Origin of the sequence: Actinophytocola sp., from assembly GCF_036555685.1 — a bacterium.
In the GTDB taxonomy this organism is placed as follows: domain Bacteria; phylum Actinomycetota; class Actinomycetes; order Mycobacteriales; family Pseudonocardiaceae; genus Actinophytocola.
Genome location: NZ_DATBKY010000315.1, coordinates 55,011 through 69,954, shown reverse-complemented (window position 1 = coordinate 69,954; position 14,944 = coordinate 55,011). Strand labels below are relative to the sequence as shown.

The following is a 14,944-nucleotide window of genomic DNA, read 5'->3' as shown; positions in this document are numbered from 1 at the left end:
AACCGGATGCGCGATCACCGGCACCTCCCCCTCCGCACGGCCCAGTTGTCCACAACCCACCGATCTATCCACAGACGACGCATCGAGGCCCGCGAACGTTGCCTCGTTCGGCTTTCCTGGACGCATGACCGCGAACCGCGCACTCCTCGACCTCGATGCCATACCGGCCATGTTCAGCCACAACGTGGCCACGGCCGCGGACCTGATCACGTTGGGTCTCTCCGGCCACACGATCGAGGAACGATGTCGCGACGGTGGCCCGTGGCGGCGGCTTCAGTCCGGCATCGTGCTGCTCGGTGACTCGCCGCCGAGCCGTGCGCAACGCATCCAGGCGGCACTGACGGTCGCCGGCCCTTCGGCGGTCGTGACCGGTGTCGACGCACTCGCCCTCCACGGCATGTCGGGCGCCCGCTTGGCAGGGCCGGTACACGTGCTCGTCTCGCCCCGCCGCCACTCCCGGTTGGTCGACGGCGTCTTCTTCGACCGAACCAGCACCATGCCGGTTGCGCAGCTGCGTGCCGGTTTCCCCGTCGCTCCGCTCCCGAGAGCGACCATCGACACGTGCCGCAGGGCCACGTCGGCCGAACACGTGCGGGCCCTGCTGAACTCGGTGGTCCGCGAGGCCCGGATCAGCCCGTCCACCCTCCGCGAGGAGCTGTCGCGCGCGACCTCGCGAGGCACCGCCCTCCCCCGGCGAATCCTCGCCGAACTGGACGACGGCGTGCGGTCGCTGGGCCAGGGCTGGGCCAAACGACTGGTCCATCGCGCGGGCCTCCCACCCCCACGCTGGCGAGTCCCGATCACCAGCGAGACGGGTGCGCACCTGGCCACCCCGGACGCCTGGTGGAACGACATCGGCCTGGCGTGGGAGGTGGACTCGTACGCGTTCGACCTGAGCCCGTCCGACTACGCGGCCGCCCTACGCCGAACCACGCAGCTGACCGCCGCGGGCATCGTCGTGGTCCACACCCCGCCCTCCCAACTACGGGACAACCCGGTGGAAGTGGCGGACCTACTCCGAGCCGCCCACACCCAGGCGGCGGCACGCCCCCGCCCACCGGTGGAAGCCGCATAGCGCCCCCACAAGCCCGCGCGACGCGCCGCCGGCCAGCACAAGCGTCCGATCCCCAGCAAAGCCCACAGACGAGACCGAAGCCGATGACCGACCTACAGCCAGCCCCGTTCCTCAGCCACCCGAGCCGCCTCCGCCCGTGTCCGCGCCCCCGTCTTCCCGATGGCCGACGACAGATGGTTCCGGACAGTCCCCTGCGACAGGGACAACCTCCGGGCCACGTCCGCGATCGTCCCGCCCGAGCTCGCCACGCGCAGGACGTCCCGCTCCCGGTCCGTCAGCGGGCTCTGCCCCGTCGCCAACGACTCCGCCGCCAGTGCGGGGTCGACGACCCGCAACCCGGCGTGCACCCGCCGGACCGCGTCCACCAGCTGCTCGGGAGGCGCGTCCTTCACGACGAATCCCACCACCCCCGCGGCCATGGCCCGCGACAGGTAGCCCGGGCGGCCGAAGGTCGTGCACACGACGATCCGGCAGTGGGGCAACTCCCGATGCAGCTCGAAGGCCGCCGTGATCCCGTCCTTGCCGGGCATCTGGACGTCCAGCAGCGCAACGTCCGGTTTGGACTCGCGGGCGGCGGGCAGGACCTCGTCGCCGGAGCTCACCTGGGCCACGACCTCGATGTCCGCCTCCAGGCCGAGCATCGCGGCCAGCGCGCCCCGCACGAGCGCCTGGTCGTCGGCGAGCAGAACCCGGATCACCGGCGCACCGCCACCTGCGCGGGAACCGTTGCGCGCAACCGGAATCCGCCCTCCGGACACGGCCCGGCCTCGAGAGATCCACCCACCTGTTCCAGCCGCTCGGTCAGGCCGGCAAGACCGTGGCCGACGCCGGGGGAACCCGCGGCGGCACCGTCGTCGCGGATCTCGATCCACGAGTCGCCCAGGCGGACCGAGCAGCTCCGCGCGCCCGAGTGCCTGATCACGTTGGTGACCCCTTCCCGGAGGACGTATGCGAACGGCTCCTGCAACTGCGCCGGCACGTTGTCCACCGCGTGCGGCAGGTCCGCCTCGATCTCCGCCGCGGCCAGGGCCGCCCGTGCGCCGACCAGCTCGGCCGGCAGGGACGCCTTCCGGTAGCCGGACACGGTCGCCCGCACCTCGGCGAGCGCGGTCCGGGACAGGTGCTCGACGTCGCGCAGCTCGGCCACCGCGGGCGTGACCGAACCCGAGCTCTCCAGGAGCCGTCGCGCGAGGCCGGCTTTGACCGTGATCGTGGTGAGGCTGTGGCCGAGCACGTCGTGCAGGTCGCGTGCGAGGCGGGCACGCTCCTCGGCGACGGCCAGGGTGGCGATCTCGTCCCGGGCCGCGCGTAGCTCGGCGTTTGACCTGATCACCTGGCGGATGCCGAACAGCGCCACCGTCAGCACGATCAGCACCGACGCGGAGCCGAGGTTGGGCGTGCCGTCGGAGATCGTCGTGCCGATCAGCAGCGCGGCGGTCACTACGACCCCGAAGATCAACCCCACGAGAGGAGGAAGCTGCACGAGGGCCATCGAGATGGCGTACGTCATGTAGACCAGGTCGTCCGGCCCGAGGATCGCCGCGATGGTCAGGCCGCACACGGTCATCACGCTGAACGTCACCGCACGCACGAGATGCGACGTCTTGCGCTCGGCCAGCATCGCGTACATGTAGGTCACCGCGTAGACCACGACGACCGCGGGCACGAGGACGCGGATCGCGACCGGATGCGGCTCGCCGAAGACCTGCCGGACCGGCTCGGTCAGGTAGATCAGGAACAGCGCGGGGACGACCGTGCCGACGAAGCGGCCGGCGCGGGTGCTCGGCTCGAGGTTGTCCTCGGGCCACGACCACCCGTCGCGCTTCATCTCGGCACGCATGCCGGCCCAGCGCTCCGCGGCGGGGCCGGCGCTCCCCCTGGCAGCGCCGGCCCCGGTCTGGGTGTCGGTATTCGACCTGGTCACGGTGTTCACGTTACGACGCGTCCGTCAGACCCGGGCGCTGTCCCGCCGGTACCGGCGCACCACCGCCACGGCGAGCACCACGCTCCAGGCCGCGAGCACGAGCACGGCCTTCCCCAGGCTGCTCGTCAGGTCGGTGGTCACCGCACCACGGGCGATCTGACCGAGCCAGTAGGACGGCAGGACGTGCGCGATGTCGAGCATCCAGCCCGGCATCGAGTCGATCGGGATGAAGATGCCGCCGAGCATGCTCATCACGAGCATGACGATCGTCATGATCGGCTGCATCGTCTCCGGCGTCCCGATCTGCCCGACCAGCAGGCCGATCAGTGCGAACGGGATCACGGCGAGCCAGGTGCCGACGACGACGCGCAGCCAGCCGGTGGCGTCCAGCGACACGCCCTCGACCAGGGCGCCGACGAGCGGCACCAGCACGACGGCCGGGATCGCGAGCATCATCCCGGTGATGCCCTTGGCGGTCAGGTAGGCCGGACCGGACAGCGGGGTGAGCCGCAGCTGGCGCTGCCAGCCGGCGGACCGCTCCAGTGCTACCCGGCTGCCGGCGAACAGGGCGCCGGAGAGCGCGCCGAACGCCGTCATGTCGATCATCAGGATGCCCGTGATCGACTTGTGGCCACCACTGTAGAGACCGGTGTAGAGGAGGAACATCAGGACTGGGAACGCAATCGTGAAGATCATGAAGCGGGTGGAGCGCATGGCTCGCCGCAGCTCCAGGATCAGGTAGCCGAAGCTCATCGGGTGGCCCCTTCGGTGACGCCGGACTCGGCGGAGTCGCTGGTGAGGGACAGGAACGCGCCTTCGAGGCCGACCGCGGCCACCTCGATGTCGCGGGCCTGCGGGAAGGTCTGGAGCAGCGCGCGCAGCGTGGCGTCGGAGTCCCGGGAGGAGATCGACACCTGCTCGCCGCGTACCTCCACTTCGGACACGCCGGGCAACACGCGGAGCACGCTCTCGGTGGCGCCCGGAATGGCGGCGCGCAGCACGCGGCCGGCGACCAGGGAGGTCACCTCGGCGACCGAGCCGTCGGCGACGACCCGGCCGGACCGCATCAGCACGACGCGGTCGGCGTAGGTCTCCGCCTCCTCCAGGTAGTGCGTGGCGAACAGCACGGTGCGGCCGGACTCGGTGAAGCTGTGCATCGAGCGCCAGAAGTCGCGGCGGCTGGCCACGTCCATGGCCGCGGTCGGCTCGTCGAGCACGAGCAGGTCCGGGTCGCTGACGAGCGCGACCGCGAACCGCACGCGCTGCTTCTGGCCGCCGGAGAGCTTGTTGCACCGCCGGGACGCGAGATCCTCGATCCCGCTGCGGCGCAACGCCTCCGCGACCGGCAGTGGCTTGCGGTGCAGCGACGCGACCATGGCGACCGTCTCACCGACGGTGGCGTCGTCGAGCAGTGCGCCACCCTGCAGCATCGCGCCGATGCTGCCGTCGGCGACCGCCTCGTGCGGGCTCGCACCGAAGACGGTGACGGTGCCCGCGTCGGGCTTCGTGAGGCCGAGCAGCATGTCGACGGTCGTCGACTTGCCCGCGCCGTTCGGGCCGAGCAGGGCGACGACCTCCCCCGGTGCGATCACCAGGTCCACCCCGTCGACGGCCCGAACCTGGCCGTAGTGCTTGCGCAGTCCGGCGAGCATGACGGCCGCGCCCGCGGACGTCGTGCTGCCGGTCTGGGAGATCCGTGTTGTGTTCACGGTGACCACGATGCTCGCGTGGCGGGCCGGGGACGCAGGTCGGCCGTCACCACCTGGCCATGACAAACGTCAGGGTGTCGGTCAGCAGCCGATCAGCTGGCCGGCGAGGAACCGCTCGAGCTTGTCGACGGCCACGCGCTCCTGAGTCATGCTGTCGCGCTCGCGGACCGTGACGGCGTGGTCGTGCAGCGAGTCGAAGTCGACGGTCACGCAGAACGGGGTGCCGATCTCGTCCTGGCGGCGGTAGCGGCGGCCGATGGCACCCGCGTCGTCGAAGTCGACGTTCCAGTTGTGACGCAGCACCGTCGCGATGTCGCGAGCCTTCGGCGTGAGGTCCGGGTTGCGCGACAGCGGCAACACGGCGACCTTCACCGGCGCGAGCCGGCGGTCGAGGCGGAGCACCGTGCGCTTGTCCATGCCGCCCTTGGCGTTGGGCGCCATGTCCTCCCGGTACGCGTCGAGCAGGAATGCCATCAGCGGGCGGCCGACGCCGGCCGCCGGCTCGATAACGTACGGCCGGTACCGCGAGCTCGTCGCCTGGTCGAAATAGGACAGATCGACACCGGAGTGGTTGGCGTGCGTGGCGAGGTCGTAGTCGGTGCGGTTGGCAACACCTTCCAGCTCGCCCCACTCGAGGCCACCGAACTCGAACCGGTACTCGATGTCGACCGTGCGCTTCGCGTAGTGCGCGAGCTTCTCCTTCGGGTGCTCGTAAAGGCGCAGGTTCTCCCGCTTGATGCCGAGATCGGTGTACCAGCGCACGCGTTCGTCGATCCAGTACCGGTGCCATTCCTCGTCCGAGCCCGGCTCGACGAAGTACTCCATCTCCATCTGCTCGAACTCGCGGGTGCGGAAGATGAAGTTGCCCGGCGTGATCTCGTTTCGGAACGACTTGCCCATCTGCGCGATGCCGAACGGCGGCTTGCGGCGCGCGGTGGTCAGCACGTTGAGGAAGTTGACGAAGATGCCCTGCGCGGTCTCGGGCCGCAGGTAGTGCCGCCCGTCCTCGGACTCGACGGGGCCGAGTTGGGTGCTGAGCATCATGTTGAACTCGCGCGGCGGCGTGTACTTGCCCACCACGGCGCAGTTCGCGCACGGCACCTCTGACAGGTCCTCCTGGCTCGCCTTGCCGCCGTTCGCGACATGCTCCTCGGCCAGGTCGTCGGCACGGAACCGGTGGTGGCAGGCGGTGCACTCGACGAGGGGATCGTGAAACGCGGAGACGTGCCCGGACGCCTCCCACACCTGCCTCGGCAGGATGACCGACGAGTCGAGCCCGACCACGTCCTCGCGGCGGTGCACCATCGTGCGCCACCACTCGCGTTGGATGTTCGCCTTCAGCTCGACGCCGAGGGGACCGTAGTCCCAGGCCGACCGGGTGCCACCGTAGATTTCTCCACACGGGTAGACGAACCCGCGACGCTTGCACAGGTTGACTACGGTTTCGACGCGATCCGCGGGCATCAGGCACTCCAGTTGCTGCACGCTCGGACCCGGACGTTGAGTGGGGGCGGTAGGAAGGCCCGGCGGGGGGAAACAGCCGCCAAAGCCTATCGGGGCGGCCCCGTCGCCGATCGGGTGATTGGTGCGGCCTTGAAGGCCGGATTAACGTTGCGCGCAGTAGTCATGGCTACGTCAAAAGGAGGACAGAAGGTGCGTGAAAGGCGGTCAATGAGGGCGCCGTTGCTCTCCGGGAACGGCCCGCTCGCCCGGGTGACGCCCATCGTGGCGTTCCTCGTCGTGGCGGCGGTGTTCGCGGTCGGCGTCATCGTCGGCGGTGCCTTGGGCGCGTTGCTGCTCGGCATCCTCGCGGTCGGTGTCGCGGTGCTGATCGCGGCGACCTGGCACGTCCTGTCGCCCGGGCAGCGCGCCGGCCGGGTGCTCGTCCTGGCAATCCTCGTAGCGGTGGCCGTCTCGGTCCTGCTCGCGGACTAGCCGCGCCACGTAGGATGTTGACAACGGTAACCACTATCGCCAGGAGGACGAGCGCCGTGACCTCGGACGCCGTGTCACCGGTCGCCGACGAGCGGCACGAGGCCGACCGCCCCACGGTGGCGACGGCGGCGAAGCGTCCCGGCGACACGATGTCGGCGGCCGGCGACCTGCTGCGCGCGCTCGCCGCGCCCGTCCGGATCGCGATCGTGCTGGAGCTGCGGGAGGCGGACCGCTGCGTGCACGAGCTCGTCGAGCTGCTGGGCGTGGCACAGCCGCTGATCAGCCAGCACCTGCGCGTGCTGAAGGCGGCCGGCGTCGTGAACGGTGAGCGGCACGGCCGCGAGGTGGTCTACCGCCTGGTCGACGAGCACCTGGCGCACATCGTCGTGGACGCGGTCGCGCACGTCGAGGAGGGCGTCGCGCAGTGAGCGAGCATGCGAGCGAACCAACGACACGGCGCGAGCATGCGAGCGAACCAACGACGCAGGGCCGGCGAGCGAGCGAACCGATGGCGCACGGCGGTCGCGAGCGGCATCACCGAGTCCGCGAGGAGGCGTCGTGAGTGGCTCCTCCCCCTCGGTCCCCGGCCGCCGGTCGACCAAGCAGCGTGCCGCGGTCGCGAGCCTGCTCGAACAGCTGGAGGAGTTCCGCTCGGCGCAGGAGCTGCACGAGGAGCTGCGCGGCCGGGGCGAGGGTATCGGCCTGACGACGGTCTACCGCACGCTGCAGTCCCTCGCCGACGCCGGCGAGGTCGACGTGCTGCGCATCCGTGGCGGCGAGGCGGTCTACCGGCGCTGTTCCAGCCACCACCATCACCACCTGGTGTGCCGGAGCTGCGGGCGCACGGTCGAGGTCGAGGGTCCCGCGGTGGAGAAGTGGGCCGAGAAGGTCGCCGCGGAGAACGGGTTCTCGGAGATCAGCCACACCGTCGAGGTCTTCGGCACCTGCGAGGGCTGCGCCAGCAACTGCCGCGACTAGCGAGCCGACCAACAAGGCCGACCAACAACACCGACTGAAGTGGCGGGTGGGAGCCCGGCCGCGGGTGCGGTCGCGGCCGGGCGTTTCCCTCCCACCCCCGGGCGCCTACGCCGCGGGCAGGCCGTTGCGCGCGATCACGCCGGCATACCAGCGGGCGCTCTCCTTCACGGTGCGCGCCTGCGTCTCGAAGTCCACGTGCACCAGGCCGAACCGCTTGGCATAGCCCTCGGCCCACTCCAGGTTGTCCAGCAGCGACCAGCAGAAGTACCCACGCAGGTCCACCCCCTGCCGGAGCGCCGCGTGGGCCGCACGCAGGTGACCGTCGAGATAGGCCAGCCGGTCCGTGTCGCGGACCTGGCCGTCCGGCCCGACGGCGTCGGGATACGCCGCGCCGTTCTCCGTGATGTACAGCGGCAGCCTCGGGTACTCGTCGCGCAGCCGCAGCAACAGGTCCGTCAGGCCGGCCGGTGAGACCTCCCAGCCCAGCTCGGTCCGCGGCAGCCCGCTCGGCAGGAAGCGCACGCCCTCGACGCCGACCCACTCGGACGGTTCGTCCGGCGAGACGAGCGGCGCCGCGACGAGCAGCGGCCGGTAGTAGTTCACGCCGAGCATGTCGACCGGGGTGCCGATCGTCGCCATGTCCCCGTCCCGCACCAACCCGGCCAGGCCGTAGGGCGCCAGATCCATCAGCACGTCGTCCGGGTAGGCGCCGCGCAGCACCGGGTCCAGGAAGATCCGGTTCTGCAGGCCGTCCACCCGCCGCGCGGCGTCCTCGTCGGCCGGCGAGACCGCGGCCACCGGGAACAGGTTCAGCGTGATCCCCGCAGGCGTGCCGGGCGCGTGCGCGCGGATGCGCTCCATCCCCAGGCCGTGTGCCAGCAGGAGGTGGTGGACGGCCGAGACGGCCGCGGTCGGCGACGCCACGCCCGGCGCGTGCCGGCCCGAAGCGTACCCGGCGAAGGCGGAGCACCACGGCTCGTTCAGCGTCAGCCAGCCGGCCACGCGGTCGCCGAGCCGCTCGACCACCGAGTCGACGTAGTCGGCGAACCGGTACGCCGTGTCCCGCGAGGTCCAGCCGCCGGCCTCCTCCAGCGCCTGCGGCAGGTCCCAGTGGTACAGCGTCGCCCACGGCGAGATGCCCGCCGCCAGCAACGCGTCCACGAGCCGGTCGTAGAAGTCCAGCCCGGCCGGGTTCACCGCGCCGCCGTCGGGCCGCACCCGGGGCCAGGCAACCGAGAACCGGTACGCGCCCAGCCCGAGCGAGGTCATCAGGTCGACGTCCGCCTGGTACCGGCGGTAGTGGTCCGCGCCCGGCTCGCCGGTGTCGCCGTTCGCGACCGCGCCGGGGCGGCGGCAGAACTCGTCCCAGATGGAGTCCGTCCTCCCGTCCACAGTGGTCGCACCCTCGATCTGGAACGACGCCGTGGCGGCGCCCCAGACGAAGCCGGTGGGAAAGCGGAGCGACACCGACTCCTGCGACGAAACGGAGGATGGCACTACTGACATGGTCACCCCTTCACGGCGCCTTGCATGATCCCGGCCACGATCTGGCGGCCGAGCACTATGAAAACGATCAGGATCGGAATGGTCGCGAGCGTCGTTCCGGCGAGCACCAGCGAGTAGTCGATGTAGAACCCGCTCTGCAGCCGCTCGAGCGCGATCTGCACGGTCGGGTTCTCCGCGTTCAGCACCACCAGCGGCCACAGGAAGTCGTTCCACGACGTCATGAACGTGAACATGCCGAGAAACGCGGCCGCGGGCCGCACGGCCGGGAGCACCACGTGCCAGTACACCCGCAGCATCGAACAACCGTCCACTCTGGCCGCTTCGATGAGCTCGTAGGGCACCACCTGCATCGTGTACTGGCGCATCCAGAACACGCCGATCGCGGTGACCAGGTTCGGCACGATCACGGCCTGCAGCTCGCCGGCCCAGCCGAACTCCGACATCGCCATGTACAGCGGGATGATGCCGAGTTGCGTGGGCACGGCGAGCGTCGCCACCACGAACAGGAACAGCGCGTTGCGCCCGCGGAAGCGCAGCTTGGCGAAGGCGAACCCGGCGAGCGTCGAGAACAGCACCGTCGTCAGCGTGACGGTGCCGGACACGACCACGCTGTTGCCGAGTGCCTTCCAGAACGACACCGAGTCGAACACCCGCGCCGCGTTGGCGAAGAAGTTGCCGCCGGGCACCAGCGGCGGCACCTGCTCGGTGAGCATCGAGCTGTCCCGGCTCGCCACGAGGAACTGCCAGTAGAACGGGAAGATCGAGCCCACGATGAATGCGATCAGCAGGCCGTACACCCAGAACCGGGCCCGCTTCGCGCCAGTGGCGTCGACCGTGTTCCGCCGGACCGCGACCGTCAGGGCCGTCATCGCGCGTCCTCCTCGACACCTGCCGACGCGATCCGCCGGGTGAGCAGGAAGTTGATCACCGCGATCACGATGATGAGCAGGAACAGCACCCACGCGATGGCCGACGCGTAGCCGAGGTGCTGGGTCTCGAAGGCGGTCTGGTACATGTACAGCGTGATCGTCTGGAACTGGTTGGACGATCCGCCGTTGTTGGAGCCCGGCATCGCGTCGAACAGCTTGGGCTCGGTGAAGATCTGCAGCCCGCCGATGGTCGAGGTGACCACCACGAAGATCAGCGTCGGGCGCAGCAGCGGCAGCGTGACCGAGAAGAACCGCCGCACCGCACCCGCGCCGTCGATCAGCGCGGCCTCGGTGATGTCGCGCGGGATCGCCTTCATGGCGGCCAGCACGATCAGCGCGTTGTAGCCCGTCCACCGCCAGTTGACCATCGTCGCGATCGCCACGTGCGAGGCGAACCTGTTGCCCTGCCAGTCGATCCGGTCGAACCCGAGCCCCTCGAGGATGCCGTTGACGAGCCCGTAGTTCGGCCCGAACAGGTTGGCGAAGATGATGCCGACCGCCACGAGGCTCACCACGTACGGCAGGAGCACGCCGACCCGCCATGCGGTCGGCAGCCGCAGCCGGGAGTTGAGCAACGCCGCGAGCAGCACCGCGATGACGATCTGCGGGACGGTCGAGAGCAGGAAGATGCTGATCGTGTTGACCAGCGAGTTCCAGAACTGCGCGTCGGCGAACAGCGTGCCGTAGTTCGCGAGCCCCACCCACGTGCTGTCCACGTCGAGCAGGTCCCGGTCGAACAGCGACAGGTAACCGGTGTACAGCAGCGGGAACAGGCCCACCACGCCGAAGAGGACGAAGAACGGCGCGATGTAGAGGTACGGCGACCACTTCACGTCCGCCACGCTCAACCGCTGCCGCCAGGTCAGCCGCGGTCGACGAGGCGGGGGCGGAGCGGGCGCCGCCCTGCTCGGCGCCCGCTCCGTGTCCGCGATCACCGGACCAGTCATCAGCCGGCGATCCGCTCGGCCGCGTCGACCGCCTGCTGCCAGCCTTCGTCGGCCGACTTGCCCTGCTCGACGGCCTGCAGCGCCGGGCTCGTCGCGTTCTCCTGGATCTGGCCGTCACCCGGGCCCTTGTACTGGGCCTGGCCGACCTTCTGCGCCTGCGCGGCGAAGAGCACGCCGGTCTTGACGTTGCCGAAGTACTCGTTCGTCGTGGCGGCCAGCTCCGGCGAGGACAGCGCCTCGACCTGGCTCGGGAAGTTGCCGGTCTTCTGGAATGCCTTGATCTGCTGCTCCGGCGCGGTCAGCCACGCCGCGAGCGCCGCCGCCTCCTTGGGGTGCTGGCTCTGCTTGGGCACGGCCAGGTACGAGCCGCCCCAGTTGCCGCCGCCACCCGGGAACGCGTCGGTAACCGCCCACTTGCCGGCGTTCGCCGGGCCCGCCTGCTCGGTGACCACGCCGAGCATCCACGACGGGCAGGTCTTCGTGGCGAACGCGCCGACCTTGAACCCGTTGTTCCACTCCGGACTGAACGCCACCAGCTTCGCGGTCTGGCCGCGCTTGCCGGCCGCCGTCACCTGGTCCCAGTTCTTCTTGATGTCCGGGTTGGACTCGATGACGAGCTCGTCGTCCTTGTTCAGGTAGCCGGTCTCGAGCTGGTTCTGCATCGAGTTGAAGATCTGCGAGTCGGAGTCGAACCAGGCCTTGCCGGTGGCCTTCACGTACTTGTCGCCGGCCGCGAAGTAGGAGTCCCAGGACTCGAACAGCGGCTTGACCGCCTCGGGGTCGGAGGGCAGGCCGGCCTTCGCGAACAGGTCCTTGCGGTAGCACATCGCGAGCGGGCCGATGTCGGTGCCGTAGCCGATCCACGTGCCGTCCTTGGCCGTGCCGGCCTGGTACTTCCAGTCCAGCCAGCGGTCCGGCTTCACGTCCTTCGGGCCGATGTCGGCCAGGTTGTTGAACAGCTGCGGCTTGTCGATGACGTCGGGGAGGTGCCCCTCCTCGATCGCGACGACGTCCTCCAGGCCGGAGCCCGCCGCGAGCTTGGTGAGCAGCTGCTGGTGGTACGGGCCGCCCTGGCCCGTCTTGTGGTGCGTGATCTTGATGTTGGGATGGAGCCGCTCGTACTCGGGGAGCAGGTCCTCGTACCCGAACTCGGTGAACGTCCCGATCGTGAGCTCGATCTGGCCCCCGCCGCCACCCGAGCCACCACTGTTTCCGTCCTCGCCGCAGGCGGTCAGCCCGGCCACCGCGGCAAGGGCGATCGCGCCGGCTAACACCCGTGTTTGCTGTCGTCGCACGTCAGTTGTCCCTTGCTGACGAAGTCGTCTGGGAGCGCTCCCAGAATGGGAGTTCTGAGTGTGTCCCCGTCTACGTTTGCTGTCAAGGAGAACCAGGCGGACGTTGACCTGTTCGTTAGGGAGCGCTCCCAGAATGCCCCGCTACACTCTGCGGGTGCCCCCTCGTTGCTCCCAGGACGAGCGCCCGACGCTCGAGGACGTCGCCGCCTACGCCGGCGTCTCCCGGTCGACCGCGTCCCGCGCGCTCAACGACGACGCCTATGTCAGCCCACGCTCGCGGGCGAAGGTGCTCGACGCGGCCCGCGACCTCGGCTACTCCCCCAACCAGGCCGCGCGGTCGCTCGTCACCAGACGGACCGACGCGGTCGCCGTCGTGCTGTCCGAGCCGGAGGCGAAGGTCCTGGACGACCCGTACTTCGCGACGGTCATGCACGCGGCGTACCGGGAGCTGGCGGCGACCGGCGTGCAGATGCTGTTGATGTTCGTCGACAGCCGCGACGACGTGCCGCGCACCATCCGCTTCCTCGAGGGCGGCCACGTCGACGGCGCGCTGGTGTTCGCGCCGCACCAGGGCGACCCGCTGCCGACGGCGCTGCGGCTGCTGCGCGTGCCGGTCGTGTTCGGCGGCCGGCCGGGCACGAAGTCGCGCGGCACGCACGCGGTCGACTTCGACAACCGGGCCGGCGCGCGGCTCGCCGTGCGGCACCTGCTGCAGACCGGCCGGCGGCGGATCGCCACGGTCACCGGCATGCTCGACCACCCGGCCGCCGCGGACCGCCTGGCGGGGTGGCGGGAGGCGCTCGAGGAGGCGGGGATCGACCACACCGGACTGTCCGAGGCGGGCGACTTCACGATGGCGAGCGGCGAGCGGGCGATCACCGCGCTGCTCGAGCGCGCGCCGGACCTGGACGGCGTTTTCGCGGCGAGCGACCTGATGGCGGCCGGCGCGCTGCAGGCCCTGCGCCGCGCGGGCCGCACGGTACCCGACGACGTGGGCGTGGTCGGCTTCGACGACAACCCGTCGGTGGCGCCGGCGATGAGCCCGCCGCTGACATCCGTGCACCAGGACCCACGCGAGCAGATCCACCAGATGGTCAAGCGGCTGATGGCCCTGCTGGCCGGCGAGCCGGTCCGCCCGGACACGATCATGCTCCCGGTGACGCTGGCGGTCCGCGACTCGGCCTGATGCTCGTCCGGGTCGGCCGACCCGGTGCTCATTCGGCCTGGTCGCCGACCTCGCCGAGCAGCTCGGTACGCAGCTGCGAGGCGGTCGAGACGACGAGCATGAGCAGCGTGCCGAGCGGGGCCGGCTCGATGCCGTCGGCCGGGAACGCGTACCGAAGCGTGACGTCCATGCCCTTGTCGGTGTGCACGACGCCGAGCGTGCCGAAGAGCCCCTGCCCGGCGCGCTCGGCAGCGGACGCGGCGAGCGCGGGCTCGTCGGGCAGATCCCAGGCGACGACGCAGGTCAGGCTGAGCACGGTGAGTCCCTCGGCGAGCTGCATCGCCTGCACGGCGCACGGCACGTCGACGTGGCGGAAGCTGAGCGCGCCGTCGTCGTCGACGCGGACGTCGTGGAACTGCTCCAGCGCCGCACGCGCCTTGATCAGCAGGTCGCCGGTGGTCAACGCCTCCTGCACCGTGCCACCTCCCCGGAATTCGAAGTGTTGGTTACGTGGGTCCGCAAAGTCCTCGGGTGCGGTCGGGTGCCTCGCGGGTCTGGTGCGGGGATCATGCCTCTTCTTCTCGGTTCTCCGCGGCGGCGTCCACGGCGCCGCCGAACCGCCGGTCGCGGTGCGCGTACTGCTCGCAGGCGCGCCAGAGGTCGCGGCGGTCGAAGTCGGGCCACAGGATGTCCTGGAAGACGAGCTCAGCGTAGGCGGACTGCCAGAGCATGAAATTCGAGGTCCGCTGCTCGCCGGACGGGCGGATGAACAGGTCCACGTCGGGCATCTCGGGCTGGTAGAGGAACCGCTGGACGGTCCGCTGGTCTACCTTGTCCGGATTGATCTTGCCCTGCCGGGCGAGCCGGGCGATCTCGCGGGCGGCGTCGCCGATCTCGGCGCGACCGCCGTAGTTGATGCACATCGCGAGGTTGAGCACGGTGTTGTGCCTGGTCCGCTCGGCGGCGGACTCGAGCTCGCTGATGACGCTGCGCCACAGCCGCGGCCGGCGGCCGGCCCAGCGGACGCGCACGCCCATCGCGTCGAGCTCGTCGGTGCGCTCGCGGATGACGTCGCGGGAGAAGCCCATGAGGAAGCGGACCTCCTCGGGGCTGCGCCGCCAGTTCTCGGTGGAGAACGCGTAGAGCGACAGCCACTTGACCCCGAGCTCGATACACCCGCGCGCCACCTCGACGACGACGGCCTCGCCGCGCTTGTGCCCCTCGATGCGGGTGAGACCGCGCTGGTTGGCCCACCGCCCGTTGCCGTCCATCACGATGGCGACGTGCTGGGGCACGAGGTCGTCGGGGATCGCGGGCGGGCGGGCGCCGGACGGATGCGGCGCGGGCGGCTCGGGCTCGCGGGGTTCGGTGCTTGCGGCGCGTCGCCGGAGCAAGGCTCTTCCTCCAGGGGTCGGTTGCCCCTCGACCCTACTGATCGGCCCCAGCCCTCGCCCCTGGCCACCGGTCCACTGCCTCGGTCG

General features: G+C 70.5%; 16 protein-coding genes. 5 read left to right on the top strand and 11 right to left on the bottom strand.

What is annotated here, in order from left to right; translation table 11 throughout:
- The first annotated feature begins 124 nt into the window (after nt 1-124).
- A complete protein-coding gene (locus VH969_RS33765; RefSeq protein WP_331982156.1) occupies nt 125-1,075 on the top strand; it encodes a hypothetical protein in 951 nt (316 codons plus the stop codon).
- 92 nt (nt 1,076-1,167) lie between these two features.
- Here the strand turns inward: VH969_RS33765 and VH969_RS33760 are convergent, their stop codons facing one another.
- The 5 genes from VH969_RS33760 to VH969_RS33740 form a co-directional block, all read right to left on the bottom strand.
- Nucleotides 1,168-1,773, bottom strand: a complete 606-nt coding sequence (locus tag VH969_RS33760) for a response regulator transcription factor (RefSeq protein ID WP_331982153.1) — start codon at nt 1,771-1,773, stop codon at nt 1,168-1,170.
- A complete protein-coding gene (locus tag VH969_RS33755) occupies nt 1,770-2,999 on the bottom strand; it encodes a sensor histidine kinase (protein ID WP_331982150.1) in 1,230 nt (409 codons plus the stop codon). Before VH969_RS33755 ends, VH969_RS33760 begins: the two co-directional genes overlap by 4 nt.
- 24 nt (nt 3,000-3,023) lie before the next feature.
- A complete protein-coding gene (locus VH969_RS33750; RefSeq protein ID WP_331982147.1) occupies nt 3,024-3,752 on the bottom strand; it encodes an ABC transporter permease in 729 nt (242 codons plus the stop codon).
- Entirely contained in the window at nt 3,749-4,651 is a 903-nt protein-coding gene (locus VH969_RS33745; protein ID WP_331982199.1) for an ABC transporter ATP-binding protein, read from the bottom strand. The genes VH969_RS33750 and VH969_RS33745 overlap by 4 nt, the downstream gene beginning before the upstream one ends.
- Before the next feature lie 138 nt (nt 4,652-4,789).
- Complete coding sequence (locus tag VH969_RS33740) at nt 4,790-6,172, bottom strand: glycine--tRNA ligase (protein ID WP_331982144.1); 1,383 nt, start codon at nt 6,170-6,172, stop codon at nt 4,790-4,792.
- 207 nt (nt 6,173-6,379) lie between these two features.
- Here VH969_RS33740 and VH969_RS33735 point away from each other — a divergent pair, with 207 nt between their 5' ends.
- The 3 genes from VH969_RS33735 (at nt 6,380) to VH969_RS33725 (ending at nt 7,621) form a co-directional block, all read left to right on the top strand.
- Complete coding sequence (locus tag VH969_RS33735) at nt 6,380-6,643, top strand: DUF6703 family protein (RefSeq protein ID WP_331982142.1); 264 nt, start codon at nt 6,380-6,382, stop codon at nt 6,641-6,643.
- A gap of 14 nt (nt 6,644-6,657) precedes the next feature.
- A complete protein-coding gene (locus tag VH969_RS33730; protein ID WP_414638664.1) occupies nt 6,658-7,071 on the top strand; it encodes an ArsR/SmtB family transcription factor in 414 nt (137 codons plus the stop codon).
- A 130-nt stretch (nt 7,072-7,201) separates the two neighbouring features.
- On the top strand, nt 7,202-7,621 hold the full coding sequence (locus tag VH969_RS33725) for a Fur family transcriptional regulator (RefSeq protein ID WP_331982136.1): 420 nt from the start codon (nt 7,202-7,204) through the stop codon (nt 7,619-7,621).
- 105 nt (nt 7,622-7,726) lie between these two features.
- On the opposite strand, the gene VH969_RS33720 is transcribed toward VH969_RS33725, so the two are convergent.
- The 4 genes from VH969_RS33720 to VH969_RS33705 are packed head-to-tail and all read right to left on the bottom strand — an operon-like array spanning nt 7,727 to nt 12,298.
- A complete protein-coding gene (locus tag VH969_RS33720) occupies nt 7,727-9,127 on the bottom strand; it encodes a GH1 family beta-glucosidase (RefSeq protein ID WP_331982133.1) in 1,401 nt (466 codons plus the stop codon).
- 2 nt (nt 9,128-9,129) lie between these two features.
- Complete coding sequence (locus VH969_RS33715; protein WP_331982130.1) at nt 9,130-9,996, bottom strand: carbohydrate ABC transporter permease; 867 nt, start codon at nt 9,994-9,996, stop codon at nt 9,130-9,132.
- Complete coding sequence (locus tag VH969_RS33710) at nt 9,993-11,003, bottom strand: carbohydrate ABC transporter permease (protein WP_331982127.1); 1,011 nt, start codon at nt 11,001-11,003, stop codon at nt 9,993-9,995. Before VH969_RS33710 ends, VH969_RS33715 begins: the two co-directional genes overlap by 4 nt.
- Nucleotides 11,003-12,298, bottom strand: coding sequence for an ABC transporter substrate-binding protein (locus VH969_RS33705; RefSeq protein ID WP_414638663.1), 1,296 nt, complete (start codon nt 12,296-12,298; stop codon nt 11,003-11,005). The genes VH969_RS33710 and VH969_RS33705 overlap by 1 nt, the downstream gene beginning before the upstream one ends.
- Before the next feature lie 133 nt (nt 12,299-12,431).
- Between VH969_RS33705 and VH969_RS33700 the strand changes: the two genes are divergently transcribed.
- Nucleotides 12,432-13,484: a LacI family DNA-binding transcriptional regulator gene (locus VH969_RS33700; RefSeq protein WP_414638662.1), complete on the top strand. Its 1,053-nt coding sequence runs from the start codon at nt 12,432-12,434 to the stop codon at nt 13,482-13,484.
- Between the two features lie 28 nt (nt 13,485-13,512).
- Here VH969_RS33700 and VH969_RS33695 read toward each other — a convergent pair whose 3' ends face one another.
- Entirely contained in the window at nt 13,513-13,938 is a 426-nt protein-coding gene (locus tag VH969_RS33695; RefSeq protein ID WP_331982121.1) for a hypothetical protein, read from the bottom strand.
- Nucleotides 13,939-14,029: 91 nt separating this feature from the next.
- Nucleotides 14,030-14,857 carry an isoprenyl transferase gene (locus VH969_RS33690; RefSeq protein ID WP_331982118.1) on the bottom strand — a complete coding sequence of 276 codons (828 nt, stop codon included), beginning with the start codon at nt 14,855-14,857 and terminating at the stop codon, nt 14,030-14,032.
- Nucleotides 14,858-14,944: the final 87 nt, after the last annotated feature.